This window comes from Rubinisphaera italica, from assembly GCF_007859715.1.
Taxonomy (GTDB): domain Bacteria; phylum Planctomycetota; class Planctomycetia; order Planctomycetales; family Planctomycetaceae; genus Rubinisphaera; species Rubinisphaera italica.
Genome location: NZ_SJPG01000001.1, coordinates 770,696 through 789,659, shown reverse-complemented (window position 1 = coordinate 789,659; position 18,964 = coordinate 770,696). Strand labels below are relative to the sequence as shown.

The following is an 18,964-nucleotide window of genomic DNA, read 5'->3' as shown; positions in this document are numbered from 1 at the left end:
AACGTATTCTATCGTTTGATTATTCAAAATATGCCACGCGCATAATTTCATCTAAAGAGGTTATGCCCTCTTGAGCCAACCTTAGCCCTTCCTGCAGCAGGCTGGTTCCTCCGTGTGTTCGATGCCATTGACGAATTTTATCCACGGAAGCATCGGCTCCAATCAATTCACGGAGTTCGTTGTCCGCGTGCAGAATTTCATAGATCCCGATTCGACCTTTGAATCCTGTGTCATAACATTCGTGGCAACCTTCGCCTCGAATAAATTGTTGTTTCTTATCCCCTTTGTAATGCAACGTTTCGAGCATTTGAGCCTGCGGATAATAGGTTGTACGGCAATTCTGACAGACCCGACGCACCAGCCGCTGAGCAATGGCTCCGACAAACGCAGCTGCTGTTTTATAGGAGGCGATGCCCATGTCCATCAGTCTTGTGATGGCTCCTGCACTGTCGTTTGTGTGCAACGTAGAAAGAACCAGGTGCCCTGTGAGCGCAGCCTGGATGGCCACTTCTGCCGTTTCGCCATCTCGAATTTCCCCAATCATGATCACATCCGGATCCTGACGCAGAATCGCACGGAGGACCTTGGCAAAACTGAGTGATGTTCCTGCGTTCGCATGCACCTGATTAATCAGGCTGAGTTGATACTCAACGGGATCCTCGACAGTCACGATGTTGCGATTCACATTTTTGATCAGTTCAATCGCGGAATACAACGTGGTTGTTTTTCCACTTCCTGTGGGGCCCGTCACCAGCGCCAGCCCATAGGGTTTGGCCAGAATTTCTTTCATTGATTTCAGTTGATTGTTGGGAATTCCGAGTTCATTCAGATTGAAAGTAACGCTGGAACGATCCAGAACTCGCAGCACAACTTTCTCCCCTTGAACCGTCGGCAATGTCGAACAACGCAAATCGATATCACGTCGGTCAACCACAACGTGAATTCGTCCATCCTGAGGCATACGATGCTCAGCAATGTCCATTTTCGCCATCACTTTGATACGCGATACTATTGCCGGATGAAACTCACGTCGGGGTCGCAAGACTTCGCGTAACATTCCATCGACACGAAATCGAACCGTCGATTGATTTGCTCCAGGCTCAATATGAATATCACTGGCTCCCTGTCGAGCAGCCTGTAGAATCATATAATTGACCAGATTGACGATCGGACTGCCGTCTCCGATTGACTCAACGGATTGCAGTTGAACATGGATGGCGTCATCCTGGACGGAAATCGCTTCCTGATCCATATCAGCAGTTACGGCATCGACTTCGAAGCCTTCGTCGTAACAACGGGGGAGCAGTTGTTCGATTGCCGACTTCATTGCCAGGACAGGTCGAACACGGCATTTCGTCAAACGTTCAATCTCATCGATGTAGTCGAGTTGTTGCGGGTTTCGCATGGCGACGGTTAAAACGTCGCGCACTTTGAACAGGACAATCGCTTCAAATTCCTCGGCTTTACGCCTTGGAATTGTAAGTACAGAACGCGGATCAATCAGACCATCACGCAGAGTAACATGAGGGATATTGAGTTGCTCGGCCAGATAGGGGAGCAATTGTTCCTCTTCAATAAACCCAAGTTCAACAAGTGTTTCTCCGACACGCTGCCCATTGACGGATTGCTGCTGCAGAGCCGATTCCAACTCGTCTGATGTAAGAATCCCCGCGCTGACCAGCCTTTCGCCGAGCCGTTGGCGGGGCTTATTACGCTGAGCGACAGACGCGCTTGCTCGTCTGTTTTCTGAATGAACCAATGATGTCATAGTGCAAAACTCCCTGCCGCTTGTACGGAGTTTTCATAATGTTCAATTTGATCGAGGACGCCCGTAATCTGTAGTATGTCCAGACACAGATGACTGGCCGATGCCAGTTTGAACATTCCGCCACATTTCACACACCGGTCGCGCAAATCGAGTATGAACTCCAGCCCGCGGCTATCACACAAGGCAACATCCTTCATGTTGAGGACAACACGCGGCTGACCAGCTTTGAGGAGTTGATCGACTTCAAGTTGCATTTTGTCGATATGCAGATAGACCATTGATTCTTCGACGCTGAGAATATCGACTGCTCCCTGTTTTGTATGACGAATCATGCTTCCACTCCAATCTTGAGTGGTAAGACCAGACTGAAGGTCGAACCTTGATTCAATTCGCTGGATACATCAATCCGCCCCTGATGAAGACGTGCCACTTCATGACTGAACGCCAGCCCTAGTCCACTACCGTTGACTCCCCTGACGCGACCATCATCACTGCGGAAAAATTTCTCAAAGACATGCGGCAATTCCTCTTCAGCAATACCGATGCCGGAATCCTGAACCTTGAATTGAATTTCGTTATCTTCAACGAGCACTGTAAAGCAGACGTTTCCACCTTCAGGAGTATATTTAACGGCATTTCCGAGCAGGTTCACCAGAGCAGCGACGATGGCATCCTTATCGACTTCAATCTGAGGCAATTTGGGAGGAATCTCAATACTGAAATCGAGTTCTTTCCGATTCATTTCGGGTTGGATCTTATCGCAGATTTCTTTGAGCAAACGATCAAGTTCTGTAATACGACAATTGATCGACATGGATCCGGCTTCCATGCGACTGATATCAAGAAGTTCATCCACAAAACGTGCCAGACGCGTCGCTTCCGATTGGATGATGTTGTAAAACTCCTTTTGCTGCTCAATGTCGATATCGTCTGCCATGGTCAACGTTTCCGCGTACGCATTGATATTGGCTAACGGCGTTCGTAGTTCGTGAGTTGCCATCGACACAAATTCTTCCCGCATTTTTTCAGCGAGCTTTTGTTGAGTGATATCGCGAATTAACCAGACATGCCCATTCGGCTCACAGTGCTGGTCCAATCTCGGGCGTCGGCTCCAACGGAAAAACACAGTACCTTCATCGGTTCGAGTATGTGACTCAAACGTTACAGGGATAGATCGTGCAATCGCATCGAGTATTTTAGGAGAAATCTCTGAGGGAAGAACGTCCAGGATCGAAGAGTTGAGCAGCTTGGTATCTTCCGTATTCAGAATCGCTTTGAATGCCGAGTTCACAAAAGTGAAATGACCGTTAAGATCGGTCACGCCAACACCTTCAGCCAGACTGTCCAGGACGGCAGTGTCATCTGAAGATTGATGGTCGGACAGTTTCTCATCAATCCGAGCTTCAAGAGCCGTTAGTGCCTGAAAGGTTCGTATCTCCTCAACAATGGTATTCCAGCCTTGAGAGTGCGGATCCTGCCAATGAACCAAATTCAGTGTCGACTTATCCTGAAACTCGGGAGAAGAGTACGATTCGAGTTGATTGAGTATTTCGACAGGCAAAGAGGCTGAGTTCTGCTTTTTGACAACCGTCAGAAAGCCAAGAAACAAACTGCAGATCGCCGCTGCAACCAGCAAGCGGATGGCCCAGAATTCATGAGACTCAACGAAGAATAACACCACTGCAGTGCCGGACAGGAGTAATGTCAGCAAGCCAATGGCGCGCAGATAGTGTGCAATAGATTGATCGTTCACAAGTCTCTCCATAGGGTCTTGCTGCTGCGAATCCCAATTTCGCAGAAGGAACTTCGGATCAGAGTCCGTTTACAACGGCCGCTCCATTGAGCCGTTCCTCGACGACCGCCAATACTTCTCGAGGGCTGAACGGTTTCAGTAAAACACGTTCGATCCCATATTGGGTTCGCAAGCGTTCCGCATTCAGTTCAAAGCCTTTAGCAGAACACATTATGACTGGCACATCCTGATAGTTTGCCAGTTTTCGCAACTCGGCACAAAATTCTTCACCCTTCATTCGCGGCATCTGAGAATCAGTAATGACCAGATCAAATTGTCTTGATTTTGTAATTTCAAGAGCCTCTAATCCATCACCTGCGACAACCACTTCGAAGCCAGCTCGAACAAGGTTGAATCGAACGACATCGGCCATCACCCGATTATCTTCGGCAATGAGAATCGATTTCTTATTCATCGTTCGTCTCCTGAAGTAACAGAGTTTAATGCGCGAATGGGAATCGGAAGAAAATTACAGCGTGTTATAGCTGCTGGTTGTATCGTTGATGATGAAACCGCCGTCTGAAGTATCGTATGCCCAGGCTTCTGTACCAGATGGCGTTGGCGAACCGGAATGAATTCGGACATCATTCCCCCCCTTATTCGCGCCGACTTCCACATTCGGGAATTGCCCACGTACATACGGCGACAAATCCGTGTGAAATGCAGTGGAGTTGGCGCTTGAGGGATAGCTGCCATTTTGAGCTTTATACAGTTCAATCGCATCGCGAATGACAGTTAGCGACTGTCTTGTGCCGTTCAAACGGGCATCGCTAGCCGTATTGAACATTTTGGGCCCTGCGACGGCTGCGATGATCCCCATCACAAGCACAACGACGACTAATTCTACCAGCGAAAATCCTCGGCGGTTCATTTCGCCTCTGCAAACAGATGTTTTCATAATTCTACCTCGTTTAAGGTGAAAGCCACATGCATTCGACCCTGACAAATGAAGGTCTTATCAAAACGTAGGTCGGGATATATCCCTAAGCAAAAAAATTCGTCGACTTTTTACAACATCAGCAAATATTTTCAGTCCGCTGCCCATCTGTGACCTAGGATTTAGGGAGCATTACCGAATTCAGAGGTCGTTACGTTCCTCTCACTGTGTTGCAGATAAACACTTCTATATTCAGTAACCAGTGAATTTCCTGCACGAAGTTAGAGAATTTGAAACATGTCCATCATCGAGAATACCCAAATGCAACCCGAGCATCCTTCAATGCCAATCGCACGGAAACTTTCGGAATGCTTTGAAAATAGTGTGGAAATCTGGCAACTCACGCATGACTGGGTGCAGCAATTCACAATTGGCGAAGCCCCTTATCCTTCCGATCAAAGCGACATTCATTTCTACATTCATAAATCGCAGGGGGATGCAGAACCTTTCCTGTTGCCATTGGATGATCAACGCACCTTGTTCATCCTTCCGATCCAAGCCGAGACTGGATTTGATACGGTAGCGGTTGGTATTTCCCGTCTCTCACAAACGGAAATGTTACGAACTCTGCTCAAGCAGGAATTCCACTTACAGCGAATTGAAGAACGAAACGAATTTCAAGCCGATCAAATCGATCTTTACGCGGCTCAAGTTTCGGCTGATTTTGAAGAAATGACCTGGCTGCGGGCTTTGGCCGATCAACTTGGAGTTTGCACTGTTGAACGCAGTCTCAACTCACTGGCAGAATCGGCCCTGGAACTTCTTGGCGATCTGATCCACTGTCGAACTGTTGCGCTCATCACTCCAGGTTCCGGGACTGATGCGACCTCTGAGTTAAATATCAAAACCTGGGGTGAAAATATCCCTGAAGAGAGCTGTCGTGAACTGGTTGCGCATTGGAGAAATTCCGAAAGTTCGGTTCCGATAGTCTGCAATGATGGACTCATTCCAGACAGTAACACTCAGTGTCCAGAAGGGATTAACAGTTATATTTTAACGGCTCTGATGAAAGATGGAAAAACTTATGGCTGGGTGGCCACTTTGAATAAGAAGAATACCGGTCATATTCGGACTCATTTTCACGATCAAATGGATGCGGCAAGTGAACTCGAGTTTGGTACTTCGGAAGCCACCCTGATCCGCTCAACGGCGAATATCCTGGCCAGCCATGCGAAGAACCTCGACCTCTTCGAACAACGACAGGAACTACTTATCGGCATCATTCGCACGATGATGAACTCACTCGATGCGAAAGACCCCTATACCTGCGGGCATAGCGATCGCGTCGCTCAGTATGCCCGAATCATCGCGGAAAATATGCAATTGCCGGTAAAGGAGTGTCACGATATTTATGTGACGGGACTGGTCCACGATATCGGTAAGGTAGGTGTGCCCGATCATGTTCTGAAAAAGCCTGGCAAACTTACCGATGAGGAATTTGCTGAAATCAAAAAGCATCCGGAAATTGGATACAAAATTCTCAAAAGTCTCGATGCGTTTTCCTACGTGCTTCCCGGAGTGCTCCATCATCACGAATCAGTAGATGGATCGGGATATCCGCATCAACTCAAAGGAGATGCAATTCCATTAATGGCCCGCATACTGGCGGTTGCCGATGCCTACGATGCCATGACGAGCACGAGACCCTATCGAGATGGCATGCCCGTTAAAAAAGCTGTCAGTATTTTGCTCGAAGGAGCAGGATCGCAGTGGGACAAAGCCTGCGTCGAGGCCTTCTTCGATGGCATGCCGCAGATTCTCGAAATCACCATCGAATCCGATCAGCAAAAAGATCACTACCTCAAACAGTATCCTTCCCGAGCTCATGCGCTGCAAAGCGAAATCAACTCCGTACAGGCAGCAGTGGCGGCTGCCACACTTGTGTAAAGAAAAGTCAAGAAGACATTCTCATGAACAATTATGCTCTCAATAAACGATCAGGATTGTCTCTGATCGAAATGGTGACGGTCGTTCTCATCATCGGAATTCTCTCTGCGGTGGCAGTCCCCAAAATTTACGATTCCATAGACGCCTATCGTCTCAAGCAGGCTGCCGAGACCATTGCAGGAGATCTGCAATATGCACGGCAGCAGGCGATTTCCCGAAGTCAATCGATCACCGTTAGTTTCGATATTGTCAATGAAAGCTATACGATTTCTGACATCTCGGACCGCAATCATCCCGATCAAGCCTATGTCGTTTCCTTGACAGATTCCGCTTGCCCTGCTGATATCGTCAGCGTTTCATCAACACCGACAACTGCGATCACGTTCAATCAATACGGAATTCCCTCCAGCGAGGCAACGGTTACGCTGGATGTGAACGGGGCACAAAAAACTGTCATTGTTCATGCCTCCTCCGGTCGAATTTCAATCCCATGAGAACTAATGGTATGAGAAATATCCGAAGCGGCTTCAGCATGATGGAAATTGTGGTCTCGTTAGTCGCGACCTCCGTATTAACGACCGGACTGATGTCGGCGATGTTTCTCACGTTGAAATCAACCGATTTATCCCTCACCAATGCCGACGAGCTGATCGATGTTGCCGATGTCTTAACGGAAATGTCAGAGCTGCAATTCACGACCGAAATTTTAACAAGTGAAATTGCAAAATTTGAAGTATATGTTCCCGATCGAGACAACGATGGCAATGAAGAGACAATTCAATACCAATGGAGCGGAATTTCCGGCGATCCCCTCAAGCGTAAAATTGGATTGAACGAATATGATATTTTACAAAACGTTAATCTTTTTGAAGTGAATTATGTTGTCGATGGGACACGCACTGTTGCCATCATTGTGAAACTCAGAGCCGGCAGTTCCACAGCAAATACAATCCAAACGGAAATTCCGCTGCTGAACATGAACGCAATGGTTGCCAACTAGGAACAACATGCACAGAAAGCATCATCAATTCGAAACTCGCAAAGGGTTCAGCCTGCTGGAAGTCAGCATCTCGACTCTGTTGGTGGCGGTGTTGATGATCACCTCTCTCAAGTGTGTTGGAGCAGTCGTGAGAGGCCGGGGGATGACGGCCAGATATGTTCAGGCCGAGCAACTCGCTCAGGAAATGATGACAGAGATCATGCGGAAGCCCTACCGGGATAATTCCCTGCCTCTATTTGGCCTTGAACTCTTGGAAGCTGTCTATATCAACGGACCCCGCTCCAATTACGATGACGTTGACGACTACAATGGCTGGTCTGCCAGCCCTCCGAAAGATCGGACCAATACCACAATTACAAATACGACGGACTGGCAAAGACAAGTTTCAGTCGCGTGGGTGAATAAATCAGCCCCATCACAGGTGTTGCTTTATGAGTCCGGCCTCAAACGAATAACGGTGACCGTGAAATATCAGGGAACAACGATGGCAACTCTGGTGGCATTACGCAGCCAGGATTTTGAAATCGATGCCTCAGACCGTTAGTGGCCTGCTTCAATTGATTTTCCGGATGTGTGCCACTGGCTCCGCCAGTGCAAATTAAGACTCAAACGGAAGCATTGGCGTAGCCAGTGCCACCCTTCGTCAGAAGTTATGACAAGAATTACTTTGATCGATTGTTGAAATCTCCCATGCAGAGTCAATTTCAAATTCATTCTCTGACTAAGAATTCACGGCGACGCCGTGGGGCGGCTCTGTACATACTGATCGTGACCATGTCTGTCCTCATTTCCATGCTCGGACTGACCGGTATGAATCTAATGCGACTGCAGCGGGATCAGATGCTGACTGGCGTCGAAAGGCAACGCGCCCGCCTGCTCTCCCGATCGGCTGTTGAACTGGGGCTGTATCAACTCAAAAACGATCCCAACTGGCGTACCAGCTACAGCAATGGGGTCGAAACAACTCCTTCGAATATTCATGCCAGCGTGAACGGCACCATCAGTTGGATCGTTCAGGATAGTGACGGCAATTTGCAAAATGCCGATGTCGCATTGCAGCTGCTCGGAATTGGGCGGCTTGATAATACCGTGCAGGTCACTAGTATCGACTTAATGGCCCAGGAAACGTTCGGCCCTCAAGTTCTCCGTAATTACACATCCCTTTTAAGCCTTAGCGTCAACTATATCAGTTCAAATAATTCTGCTGGTCAATACTTCAAAGCGACTCTTCCCGCCGAAGCCATCAGCTGGAAAATTACAGAAATTGACTTGTATTGTATGAAGAATAAAAAGGACAAAACAGTAACCGTAAGAATTTGCCAGCCGGATGCCTTCAATTTGCCAACGGCAACAAATTACGACTCTCTAACATTCTTAAGTAATGACGCACCCGTTGGCTTTCCGGGCTGGGTGACTTTCTCGTTCTCTGGAGAGACTACAATTGATGCCAATGATGGAGTCTGCTTAATGCTTGAATCCGATTCGCTTCAGGCACCAATCCAATACTTCCATAAGCAGGGAGATTTGACGGCTACTAATTCTGCCTACATCGCTGGCCCGCCAGATTTTCTGACCAGTTATTCCGATTCCTCACTTATCTATGAAGTACGCGGCGTCTATTACACCGATTCTCAGAATGGACCTTTCGCAATTGCAGGCACTTGGCAATGGGCTTCTGCTCCTTAATCATCAAATTACGATTCTACTGTCATGCGGGTCGATCCTGGAGCTGCAGCTAACCGTCGAGCCCGTGCAGCAGACGTATCAATATTGAGTCGCAGTGACGTTTCCCAGACTGAAGAATCTGGTGTGAATTCCCAGTGCAGAATCACAGCACAACTCTGGTGGACCAGTTCAAAGCCCCCTTCCGACTGGCTGACCGTTTCCAGCGGATACGTCCAGATGCCAGCTGGCTGAGACGATTCGAGAGACGCATCCAGTCCCAGCCATTCATCAACCAGACCGATCCGGGTATGTTCGGCCAGATCCTGATCGGTTCCCAGATATCCAATGGTCGAGCCATCTTCGCCATAGAAGTATCGATTGTCGACACCAGCAGCCATCGCTGCAAAATTGAATTCAACAGCCAGATGCACAGGTTTACCGGGGACCAGATCATCGAGCCGATAATGAATTTCCAGCTCCGAGGGAGCCGAATTCGATACTGCGACCGACTTGGTGAGCAGCGGTGTTTGTCCCTTCCAGCGACAACGTCGCGACATCACCGCTTCCACACGATCGGCTGAACGCTTGAGTGAGGTTTTGAAAACAGCTTTTTCCGCTTCGCCGACAAACTCTCCGCCGAGACGGAATTCTTCCATCGTCATTCCGGTAGGCAGTACGTGATCGACCAGGCTCTTTCGTGCCCATTGATCGTAAGAAAGTTTCAAATGCAGATCTTCCTGCTTGAAGACGATTTCATCAGAAACAGAAGCGGTTTCATTCTGACCACCCAACTCACCAGAGGCATGAGCCAGAATTGTTTCATGATAAGGTTCCGGACGTCGATCCAGTGTTGCCAGCAGATTTACAAACGAACCTCGGGCATCCAACTCATAAATGTGTCCACCCCGAGCCGGTGCCAGATAGGCGACTAGTTGATCGCTCGCGATCCGGATTTCCTGTCGGGCATCGAGATTCATATCCCGAGACGAGATTTCGACCCAGCGTCCCGTTTTGCCAGCCATCTGTTCGACCAGACAATCGGCTTCAATCAAATGATGATATATCGCATTCCGCAAATGCGGTAAATACAGCCCCCCAAACGCCCCGTGCCAGTAAGGACAATTGCATTGACCACGATAGAGATGATCCTGAGCGGACTGGAATTTCTCCGTCTGTTCGAGTTCGGGAGCATCCTGCAATAATTGGTGCAGGCGATCGCTGATTTCCCGCATCCGGCAATACATCTCATGAGCCTCTGGATATTTCACCAGAAAGTTTCGCCAGAACCCACCACGCAATCGCTGCCGCACTTCCGGCCAGTCCGGTTCATTTTTGTGCTTGCGCTGCAGATGGATCAACTCGAGTTGACGATCTGTCGGTAACGCCCACTCCGTCATTTCGCGATAACTGCAGTCAGGCAGATAACACCGTCCCAGTGGAGAAACTTCTTCGACAGCCTGCGCGAAAGTGACAACTCGAATCCAGTCCTGATTATCGGTCAGTAACTGGAAGAATCGCGTCAGCCAGCCGTCTCCGTAAACGTGTTGCTTCGAGCCCGGCCATGTGCCGAACTTCTCACCATCATCACCAAACGCGACGACTGCTTCCGGCTGTTTTTCGTAAACTTCCTTGAGCCACTCAATTGTTTCTTCCGGCTCGGCAAACGGAATCGTATAGCGAAGTTTTTCACTGATCGGAAAGACCGACAACATTTTGCCATCGTCTTCAGTCACGAAGTAGCCGTAGAGTTCTTCTTCGCCAAAGCCGGCATTTTTGAAGTGGAAGTCGTCCAGCACGGTATATTTCAGACCTGCGGCGACCGCATCGCGAGTGAAGGATTGCTCCCAGACTCGCTCCGGCACCCACATGCCTCGTGGCGTTTGACCGAAAATCGATTCCAGATGTTTCCGATAAGCCTGCATCTGTCCGACACGATCCCGGGAAGGAATACTGGCCAGAATCGGTTCGTAAAATGGTCCCCCCAGAATTTCAACCTGACCGGCATCGACCCGTTCTTTGAGTTGCTCGATATATTCGGGGCGATGCTGTTCGATCCAGTCGAGTAAACTGCCGGAGTTATGCAGCGACAATTTCACAGCCGGATAATCGGCCAATGTTTCGAGCATTGGACGATAACTGTCCTGATAAGCCTCTTCGACAACGTGATCGAAATTGCCAACAGGCTGATGATTATGAATCGCCAAAATCAGGCGAATGGGACCAGACATTCCAGGACTTCCTCAAACAGTAGGACAGTTTGAATAATGTGCTTGCTTTGCCCCCTCGGTTTTTCATTCGAGAAGACTCATCACGAATTTGTTTTCAACCTGCGAGACGCTCTTTCGAGATGGCGATTCGAGTATCATACACCGTCTGTGTCGGTTCGGAAATGAGAGTTTGCCTGAGATTCTCATCAGTGACAGGAATCTACACGCCTCGATAAGTTGGGTAAGCTATGAGGCCCACTGACTTATCCACACTTACTTGCGCTTTACGATAAGATCCAGTCTTACTCGTGACGCAGAGCTTCGATCGGATCGAGCCGGGCAGCTGAGCGAGCAGGATAAACTCCGAAGATAATTCCAATTGCCACCGAAATGCCGAAGGCCATCGGGAGACTCCAGATTGCAATTTGGGGCTGCATTTCCAGAAAGATTTTGCTGAATTCCGAATCGCCACCGGAGGCATCCAGGTTGAGGATGCGAATTGCCACAAACTTAATCGCATTAAACGCCCAGGGCGTGAGCAGTCCCATAATGATCCCGATCACGCCTCCCGTCCCAGCCAATACAATTGTTTCCGTCAAAAACTGCTGAACAATATCCTTTCGCGTGGCTCCGAGAGCGCGACGGATTCCAATTTCCCGCGTTCGTTCGGTCACTGTTGCAAGCATGATGTTCATGATCCCAATCCCCCCCACGACCAGTGAAATGGCCGCGATTGAGCCGAGCACCATGTTGAAAATCGCCCGAATCTGATCCGCCTGTTTCAGGAGTTCCAGAGGGACGACAATCGCGTAGTCATTATCGGTGGCATGATTTCTTTTGAGCGATTCTTTCACCACTTCAGCGGTCGGCATCACATCATTACGGTCTTTCACCTGCAGGGTAATCTGATTCAACTCCACTTGTTCAGCAGTGAATGACCCCGAAGTGAAGCGAATGATCAAATCGCCAAAGCGGCTACTGAAGGTTTTGAGCGGGATGTAAATATCGCTGTTAAAATCCTGAGCGGTCAAACTTCCGCCGATTCCCCCCGACTCCTGCCGTTGCTTCATATAGCCAACGACCTGATACGGCTGGTTACTGATCATGACCGTTTTGCCAATCGGATTCTCATAAGGAAACAGTGTATCGGCAGTCGCGGAGCCGAGGATGGCCACGTTTTCGGCAAGAAATTCATCCTGATCGGTGACAAATCGTCCACGCGAGACTTCCAGATGATTCACATCGAGATATTTGGGATTGCAACCAACGACCCGCACCGCCAGTTTGCGATCGCGATAGCGTGCTTCATGCGAGGTTTCGCGAATCGGGATGGCATCGGAAACCGTTGGAATAGAATCGTGCAGCAGTTTGTAATCAGCTCGCAGCAAACCGTATCGCAAAACTCGGGCACCACTGCTCCCGCTGTTCGAGGTCGACCCTTCCGGCGGCTTCTTACTGCGAACAATAATATTATTCGCCCCCAGCTTGAGGACCTGTTCCTGTGCCTGCTGACTGGCCCCCTCTCCGATGGCAAGCATCGCAATCACAGAAAAAACGCCGAACACAATCCCGAGCATCGTCAAACCCGAGCGCAATCGCTGCAGCAGCAGGCTTTTCAAGGCCAGGTCGATCGCACGTAAATTTCGTGTCACGTTCATGGTGGGAATGAGCCGCTCATCGGTTCAGGTGGGATTTCTTCTCTGCAACAGACCATTCTATTCATTAAGACTGGCAGAAGAAAGGCATAACATCGCGTTGATTTGTGGATCAGCTTTCAATTTCCTCTTTGAGAGGATCCTCGAGAGGTGTCATTTCCAGTTTTCGGGCTTCGATCAAGGCTGATGAAAATAATCCTGTTGGTACTGCAACAATTCCCAGTCCAATCAGGAGTACAAAAAAAGTAAACACTCGCCCTCCTACTGTCACAGGGAAAATATCACCATACCCCACAGTCGTTAACGTTACGACTGACCACCAAAGAGAATGAAAAACTGAAGCGAATTTGTCAGGCTGAGCTTCATTTTCAAAATAGTAAATTCCGACCGCGGATAAATAAATCAGCATGAGCATGACAATGCCAAATAGGATGAGTTCTTCGCGAGATAATAATAATGCTCGATGAAATCTTCTGATTGCGGCACTGTAACGGACTAATTTAAGAATTCGCACAAGACGCAAAAGGCGGAAAACACGTAATGATCTCAAATCAAAATTTGCAGAAACATAAAATGGAAGAATCGAAATTAGATCGATCAATCCAAAAAAACTGAAGATAAACTTAAGTCGATTTTTCGCAAATAATATTCTTAACAAATATTCAATCGAAAATATTGCGACCGTGCAAACTTCAATAACATATAAAACAGATTGAGTTTTTTTGGAAAGATTTGGCAGTGTTTCTATAGAAAACGTGACTAGGGAAACAAGTATGAGAAATTGAATGATCAGACTAAAAATACGACTCGAACGACTCTCCGTACCATTAATTATTTCTTGAAAATCATCGGTTCTCATAGTTGCTCAAAACTTAAACCTGTACTCACAAACTGGATTATTAATGACGAAGTCGAGAAAGTAATCTTCGACGTAAATTGGCTATACTGAAATAAGTTAGTCAATGGCGGGGGCTTCTTATAACGCGAAGCAACCCCGCCACCCATTTGACTCTGAATATGGTAGTCCTACTTCCCAAGATGCCGGAAGACATTGAAGCGGGTGTATTCCCAGTGGCGATACAGTTCGTTGCCAGCGAGTAAATTGGCCTGAGTATTGACGGTCGCAATTTTGCCTTCGTGCAACAGCACAATTCGATCCGAGCGGCGGATGGTGCTCATTCGGCTTGGGATCACATACACGGTTCGCCCCAGGCAAATCTGATCGTAGGCATCGTCGATCATGGATTTGTCTTCTTCAGTCAAATCCTTGTCGGGTTCTTCTAGAATCAGAATAGCGGGATTTCGCAAGAGAGCGCGAGCCAGTCCGAGCCGGAATTCTTCTCCGACACTTAATCGCTCGCCATGTTCACCAAGAACGGTTTCATATCCTTGAGGTAATCGTTGAATGAAATTGTGTGCGTGAACTCGCTTGGCAGCTGAAATCGCATCGGCTTGTGTGAAATTTGCCTGTCCACACGTAATGTTTTCGAGGACCGATCCCGTGAAATAAATTTCGCGTCCACCTACATACAACACTTCTGCACGGAGTGATTCGAGTGTCACCCAAGCGATATCTTCTCCATCGATCAGCACTCGACCTTCATGTGGTTCGAGAAATCGAGGGAGCATATACATCATCGCTTGAGCTTCGAGAGGATTCGGAGCAGCAATCACGGTTAAACCGCCAGCCGGTAACTTCACTTCCAGGTGATCCAGGATTTTCCTTCCAGTTGCACCTGGCAAACTGTAACTGACATTTTCGAACGCAAGCCATTTGCTCAGCGGATCCAGGAATTTTGCTCCGACAGCTTGTCCCACTTCAGGAATCTGGGCCATGTAGCGGTAGATTCTCTCGGCTGCCAAAGCGGTATCTTTGCGAATCTCTCGCAGGTCACGAAGTCGTAATAATGGTTTGAAGGCAAAGCCGAAGACAAGGCTCAGCAGTATCACCTCAGACAACTGTAAACTCTGAGGATTCTCTTCCGGAAGTAGAACTTTCACCCCCATCAGCAACACCAGTATCAGCATACAACCGAGCACCAGTCCCCAACAGAGCCAACTGGAAACGACTTCCCTGCGACGAACTGTTGAAGTCGATGTTGAGAGTTGATCCAGATGTTTGCTGAAGTTGTTGTTGTCGAACTCTTCCATGGAATAGCCACGGATCAGACGTGTTTTTGTTAAACTTTCCGCCAGCACATTTGATCGTAATTGATCTTCCGATTCGGCCAGCTTGCGAGCTTTCTGAAATCGAGTTCGTTCCCGTACCACCATTAACCAGCAAGCGAGCAACGGAACGACCATTTGCAGAAACAGTCGTGGACTGATCGTCAAACCCAGAAAAAACAGGACAGCCAATGAAACCGGGTGCAATGTCAGTCGATAAATATTCGCAGTGATACCATCCCGAATTTGTGAAGTGTCATTGCGAAATAAATCATACGCCTGATGAATTTGATGATCGAGCAGATCGCCAGGACCGAGTCTCATCGCCTGACGATGCAGGGAGCGACGCAATTGGTTGCTGACCGACATCCCCAATTGCGAAGCCTGAATTCGGCAGCGGGCCAGAATCAGTCCGCGTATCATTCCTAATGTCGCTCCAGCAATGAGAAGACAAATCAGAGCCGAGCTGTTTTCCCGGAGCAGAGGGAATTTCTGATACATTGAAATGAGTGGCTGAGCCCAGATTCGATCTCGTTTGAGAAAGTGCCAGAGCGAATGCAGTAAGCCACGATTCTCCAGACGGAGTTTTTCAGAGAAATTCAATCCTTCGGGCTGGGCAACCACGTCCAGGACATCACCAAATCGTTCGCGGGCGATTTCAATCTCATTTCCCTGCAAAACGACTGCACCCCGACTGACAAACAGGTCCGCAATCAGAAGACCAATCAGAAAGAGCATGATCAGCAGCACCCCAGAAATTATTGAGAGGCCAATCAGTTGTAATGAATTGCGTTGTCGCCACATCGATCGGGGAAACAGTCGTTTCCAGGTCGACGAGGTATCGCCATTTGATGTGTACACGTTGCAACCTCGAAAAACGCGTCAACGACTCTATCGAGTGTTGAATGCCCAGAGTTTCAGGAATGAAATTGGCTGTGCCGCAGGTCGAAAACTGAAAGAAAAGAATCCATCCCATTCACGCAGAAAACATAACCAGCGCATTCCATCTTACGGGATGGAACAGCAACAACCAGTATTGTTTTCAAGCATTTTCTTCAATCAATAGCAGAGTGATGAATTGAAGCCAATTATTCATGGGCCTCAATTCAATGCTGCCGATCATTGAAAAATTATTTGAGAAAGGCATCGTCTTCCAATGAGGAGGCTCAGCCAATGGATCAGACTACGCTAAGTCGCGGTCTTCGAACAGAATAAAAGCCAGTAAAATTGCAGCGACGCAATAAGCCACGCCATATAAAGCCGCAAAGCCGAGGTAATCGGGAGGAACCATCGAACCCGTTGCAATCGATGCAGACATATTAAACGCATCCAACTGCGGCAGAACCGTCGCAAACAGGCGAGCCACGAAGGAGACAAATTCCAGTTCCTGACGACCTTCACTCGAAGCAACCAGCACGGGAGTGAGGTGACCGAAGACGAAAATGGAGAACATCACCGAGAAATTCACCACCATCGGCAGTCGAGTCGAAACAACAACGCTGATCGCGGCCAGCACGGCCACTTCCAGGAAGATCAGCAGAATCCCTGGCAAAACCTGCAGAACCGGTGCAATCCGATCCGCCTGGAACCAGAGATATTGCATTCCGTTTGAAGTATCAATCCAGTTGAAATACTCGACCGCCTGTTTTCCAGACTCCTTCATGTCGTACCCGACTTTGTAGTATGTCAAACAGACGAAGACGATGACGACGGGAATCAGGAAAATGACGACGCCCTGTAACAATCCCAGATATTTCCCGATGATGAACTGCCGACGATTGATCGGCTTGCTCAGCAACGTCATCGCAGTTTTTCCTTCGATTTCATCGGCGATACTCATACTGGAAGTCCAGATCGCCAGCAGCATGCTGCAGATCAGGATGGTCGCCAGTCCGCAATCGAGGAACATTTTGGTGTCGTCACCCAGCGAGAAAAATGGGATCCATGTGTTGAGCAGCATCACCAGGATCGCCACAGCCAGAAGCGAGAAGAACATCGGTTGTCGCACCGATTCCTTACTCGTCGCACGGGCAATTACGCCAATTTTTGTAAATCGATTGATGGCAAAGAGCAGAATTAATGCTGCAATCGATATTCCGGTAATCCAGCCATAAGAGGCTTGACCACTTTGTAATGTCTCAATTTCACTAACTTCTTGAGCTAACAGAGAAATTTGCAGTGGGATAATATTCACGGAAGACCTGACGCAAAATCGATGCTGTAAAATTAATGGTTCATTGGGGCGCAGTATGCCCCTGTCTCAATTAGATATTCCTGTTACGTGTTAACGCTGGCAAGTGTTGGCAAAACTTTTTTTGAGGATTCGAAAAGTTTTTTGTTCTCAGCATGACTGAACCGCAAGGTTCTCATGATTTGACACCATTCTGCCCCCGGTAAATATTCCTTTGAACACTACTAAGGATAAGATTAGAGTTCCTGCAATAAAAAAGTGTAACACATTCCACAGATCCTACCCTTTGGATTTGGTATGATTCCACCTGCAGATTTCGGAATTCTCAAAAGCATTAATCAAAGGAGAAAATATGATACGTCATCTCAGCTCAGGTTCGGCATTTTTGATTTTATTGATGGTTTTCAGTCTGAATCGGATTTCCGCAGAGGAGCAGCCAAAGGGTTCAGTTGCAGACGTTTCCGTGCATATGCAGAGCTGGGAGGAATTGCAGGACTGGGTGGCAAGCCAAAAGGGGAAGGTCGTTGTTGTGGATGTCTGGTCGACATTTTGCCTGCCGTGTGTACGAGAGTTTCCTCACTTTGTTGAGTTTCATGAGAATCACAAGGATCACGTTGCCTGTGCTTCGCTGAATATCGATTATTACGGCGGCAAAGGTCAGAAACCGGAAGACAACCGGGAAAAAGTCCTGAAGTTCCTGAAATCACGAAATGCAACTATGCACAACATCATCGCGATTAATCCAGACGAAGTCGTGCTGCAGCAGATCAAAACCGCAGCGATTCCGGCTGCCATCATTTATGATCGCAATGGCAAACTTCACAAATTCTTCAACAACGATGAAGACCTGTATGGACCGAAAGGTTTCAACTACGAGCAGCACATCACACCACTGGTCGAAAAATTACTCAAATAATAGATCGATCTATAAATAAAGTTGTAGGTCAGGCATTGCCTGAGCTACTGGTGTCCAATCATTGCTCACACTGATGTAGATCGAACCATAAAAAATAGCCGCAGTCAGAAATTCCGACCGCGGCTATTTTTGTTCGCTGATTCAGGTCAGGTTGTGCCTGACTGATGAAACAGGATGTTGAGTTAGTTCAAGATTTTTGACAGATCGTCAACAACAGCTTGAACATCCAGATCTTTTGCAGATCCTGCAGCATGGTTGGCGATAACTTTGCCACCGTCGACCATAATGATGGTGACGTCAGCTTTAGGATTGATGCCATAGTCGGCTGGGCCATTTTCGAATTCGTTAGGCAGAACGAAAGGCACATTCTTGGCTTCAGAAGAAGTGGCCAATTTTTTAGCAGTCGATTTGCCAGCTGTTTTGTCTTCACCGAGGACATTCACAAACGCACGGAGTTGTTTGCTATCGTTTTCGGGAATCGCTTTGTCGAGTTGACGAACCAGTTTGACGACATTTTCGTCAGAAGAACGAGTGAAAACCATCACTTGTGGGCGACCACCGTTCTTGCAACGATAGCACAGATTCTTTCCAACGGTAACGCCATCTTCATCGGCACCGCAGAGCTTTGTGACATAGAATGGCCCAACATGTTCGCCTGATTGCAGACCGCTTTTGGTCTCTTCAGCTGTTAACAGTGACACTCCTGAAAACAAAACAATAGCCATTGTGAACATAGTCAACTGTTTCATCAAACTCTCCTAAAACTAAACGAGGTGGGAA

At 48.0% G+C, this 18,964-nt stretch carries 17 protein-coding genes; 6 read left to right on the top strand and 11 right to left on the bottom strand.

What is annotated here, in order from left to right; genetic code table 11:
* Positions 1 to 19: 19 nt before the first annotated feature.
* Genes Pan54_RS03070 through Pan54_RS03050 form a run of 5 tightly spaced genes read right to left on the bottom strand, consistent with a single transcriptional unit; the run spans position 20 to position 4,458 of the window.
* Complete coding sequence (locus Pan54_RS03070) at positions 20 to 1,768, bottom strand: GspE/PulE family protein (RefSeq protein WP_146502104.1); 1,749 nt, start codon at positions 1,766 to 1,768, stop codon at positions 20 to 22.
* Positions 1,765 to 2,100 carry an STAS domain-containing protein gene (locus tag Pan54_RS03065; RefSeq protein WP_146502103.1) on the bottom strand — a complete coding sequence of 112 codons (336 nt, stop codon included), beginning with the start codon at positions 2,098 to 2,100 and terminating at the stop codon, positions 1,765 to 1,767. The genes Pan54_RS03070 and Pan54_RS03065 overlap by 4 nt, the downstream gene beginning before the upstream one ends.
* Complete coding sequence (locus tag Pan54_RS03060; RefSeq protein WP_165441555.1) at positions 2,097 to 3,521, bottom strand: sensor histidine kinase; 1,425 nt, start codon at positions 3,519 to 3,521, stop codon at positions 2,097 to 2,099. The genes Pan54_RS03065 and Pan54_RS03060 overlap by 4 nt, the downstream gene beginning before the upstream one ends.
* A gap of 58 nt (positions 3,522 to 3,579) precedes the next feature.
* A complete protein-coding gene (locus tag Pan54_RS03055; RefSeq protein ID WP_146502101.1) occupies positions 3,580 to 3,975 on the bottom strand; it encodes a response regulator in 396 nt (131 codons plus the stop codon).
* Between the two features lie 54 nt (positions 3,976 to 4,029).
* Positions 4,030 to 4,458 carry a type II secretion system protein gene (locus tag Pan54_RS03050; protein WP_146502100.1) on the bottom strand — a complete coding sequence of 143 codons (429 nt, stop codon included), beginning with the start codon at positions 4,456 to 4,458 and terminating at the stop codon, positions 4,030 to 4,032.
* 276 nt (positions 4,459 to 4,734) lie between these two features.
* Between Pan54_RS03050 and Pan54_RS03045 the strand changes: the two genes are divergently transcribed.
* From Pan54_RS03045 to Pan54_RS03025, 5 genes are all read left to right on the top strand, one after another.
* On the top strand, positions 4,735 to 6,384 hold the full coding sequence (locus Pan54_RS03045; protein ID WP_146502099.1) for an HD-GYP domain-containing protein: 1,650 nt from the start codon (positions 4,735 to 4,737) through the stop codon (positions 6,382 to 6,384).
* Between the two features lie 23 nt (positions 6,385 to 6,407).
* Entirely contained in the window at positions 6,408 to 6,878 is a 471-nt protein-coding gene (locus tag Pan54_RS03040; protein WP_146502098.1) for a GspH/FimT family pseudopilin, read from the top strand.
* An 11-nt stretch (positions 6,879 to 6,889) separates the two neighbouring features.
* Positions 6,890 to 7,384, top strand: coding sequence for a hypothetical protein (locus tag Pan54_RS03035; protein WP_146502097.1), 495 nt, complete (start codon positions 6,890 to 6,892; stop codon positions 7,382 to 7,384).
* Positions 7,385 to 7,391: 7 nt separating this feature from the next.
* Entirely contained in the window at positions 7,392 to 7,928 is a 537-nt protein-coding gene (locus Pan54_RS03030) for a type IV pilus modification PilV family protein (RefSeq protein ID WP_146502096.1), read from the top strand.
* Between the two features lie 146 nt (positions 7,929 to 8,074).
* Entirely contained in the window at positions 8,075 to 9,070 is a 996-nt protein-coding gene (locus Pan54_RS03025; RefSeq protein ID WP_146502095.1) for a hypothetical protein, read from the top strand.
* Positions 9,071 to 9,078: 8 nt separating this feature from the next.
* On the opposite strand, the gene Pan54_RS03020 is transcribed toward Pan54_RS03025, so the two are convergent.
* The 5 genes from Pan54_RS03020 to Pan54_RS03000 form a co-directional block, all read right to left on the bottom strand.
* On the bottom strand, positions 9,079 to 11,277 hold the full coding sequence (locus tag Pan54_RS03020) for an alpha-amylase/4-alpha-glucanotransferase domain-containing protein (protein ID WP_146502094.1): 2,199 nt from the start codon (positions 11,275 to 11,277) through the stop codon (positions 9,079 to 9,081).
* Between the two features lie 281 nt (positions 11,278 to 11,558).
* Positions 11,559 to 12,914: an ABC transporter permease gene (locus Pan54_RS03015; protein WP_207310026.1), complete on the bottom strand. Its 1,356-nt coding sequence runs from the start codon at positions 12,912 to 12,914 to the stop codon at positions 11,559 to 11,561.
* Between the two features lie 109 nt (positions 12,915 to 13,023).
* Positions 13,024 to 13,770, bottom strand: a complete 747-nt coding sequence (locus tag Pan54_RS03010) for an ion transporter (protein ID WP_146502093.1) — start codon at positions 13,768 to 13,770, stop codon at positions 13,024 to 13,026.
* A gap of 167 nt (positions 13,771 to 13,937) precedes the next feature.
* Positions 13,938 to 15,938, bottom strand: a complete 2,001-nt coding sequence (locus Pan54_RS03005; protein WP_146502092.1) for an ABC transporter transmembrane domain-containing protein — start codon at positions 15,936 to 15,938, stop codon at positions 13,938 to 13,940.
* A 322-nt stretch (positions 15,939 to 16,260) separates the two neighbouring features.
* The gene (locus tag Pan54_RS03000) at positions 16,261 to 17,271 is read right to left on the bottom strand and encodes an ABC transporter permease subunit (protein WP_146502091.1); all 1,011 of its coding nucleotides are present in this window, start codon (positions 17,269 to 17,271) and stop codon (positions 16,261 to 16,263) included.
* A 349-nt stretch (positions 17,272 to 17,620) separates the two neighbouring features.
* On the opposite strand from Pan54_RS03000, the gene Pan54_RS02995 reads away from it, so the two are divergent.
* Positions 17,621 to 18,184: a TlpA family protein disulfide reductase gene (locus Pan54_RS02995; RefSeq protein ID WP_146502090.1), complete on the top strand. Its 564-nt coding sequence runs from the start codon at positions 17,621 to 17,623 to the stop codon at positions 18,182 to 18,184.
* Positions 18,185 to 18,366: 182 nt separating this feature from the next.
* Here Pan54_RS02995 and Pan54_RS02990 read toward each other — a convergent pair whose 3' ends face one another.
* Positions 18,367 to 18,933, bottom strand: a complete 567-nt coding sequence (locus tag Pan54_RS02990) for a hypothetical protein (protein ID WP_146502089.1) — start codon at positions 18,931 to 18,933, stop codon at positions 18,367 to 18,369.
* Between the last annotated feature and the right edge of the window lie 31 nt (positions 18,934 to 18,964).

Excerpts from the sequence above, each read along its gene's own strand:
- Pan54_RS03055 (WP_146502101.1), bottom strand. The coding sequence starts at position 3,975 with ATGAATAAGAAATCGATTCTCATTGCCGAAGATAATCGGGTGATGGCC.
- Pan54_RS03050 (WP_146502100.1), bottom strand. The coding sequence starts at position 4,458 with ATGAAAACATCTGTTTGCAGAGGCGAAATGAACCGCCGAGGATTTTCG.
- Pan54_RS03010 (WP_146502093.1), bottom strand. The coding sequence starts at position 13,770 with ATGAGAACCGATGATTTTCAAGAAATAATTAATGGTACGGAGAGTCGT.
- Pan54_RS03040 (WP_146502098.1), top strand. The coding sequence starts at position 6,408 with ATGAACAATTATGCTCTCAATAAACGATCAGGATTGTCTCTGATCGAA.
- Pan54_RS03020 (WP_146502094.1), bottom strand. The coding sequence starts at position 11,277 with ATGTCTGGTCCCATTCGCCTGATTTTGGCGATTCATAATCATCAGCCT.
- Pan54_RS03045 (WP_146502099.1), top strand. The coding sequence starts at position 4,735 with ATGTCCATCATCGAGAATACCCAAATGCAACCCGAGCATCCTTCAATG.
- Pan54_RS03035 (WP_146502097.1), top strand. The coding sequence starts at position 6,890 with ATGAGAAATATCCGAAGCGGCTTCAGCATGATGGAAATTGTGGTCTCG.
- Pan54_RS03065 (WP_146502103.1), bottom strand. The coding sequence starts at position 2,100 with ATGATTCGTCATACAAAACAGGGAGCAGTCGATATTCTCAGCGTCGAA.
- Pan54_RS03025 (WP_146502095.1), top strand. The coding sequence starts at position 8,075 with ATGCAGAGTCAATTTCAAATTCATTCTCTGACTAAGAATTCACGGCGA.
- Pan54_RS03015 (WP_207310026.1), bottom strand. The coding sequence starts at position 12,914 with ATGAACGTGACACGAAATTTACGTGCGATCGACCTGGCCTTGAAAAGC.
- Pan54_RS03070 (WP_146502104.1), bottom strand. The coding sequence starts at position 1,768 with ATGACATCATTGGTTCATTCAGAAAACAGACGAGCAAGCGCGTCTGTC.
- Pan54_RS02995 (WP_146502090.1), top strand. The coding sequence starts at position 17,621 with ATGATACGTCATCTCAGCTCAGGTTCGGCATTTTTGATTTTATTGATG.
- Pan54_RS03030 (WP_146502096.1), top strand. The coding sequence starts at position 7,392 with ATGCACAGAAAGCATCATCAATTCGAAACTCGCAAAGGGTTCAGCCTG.
- Pan54_RS02990 (WP_146502089.1), bottom strand. The coding sequence starts at position 18,933 with ATGAAACAGTTGACTATGTTCACAATGGCTATTGTTTTGTTTTCAGGA.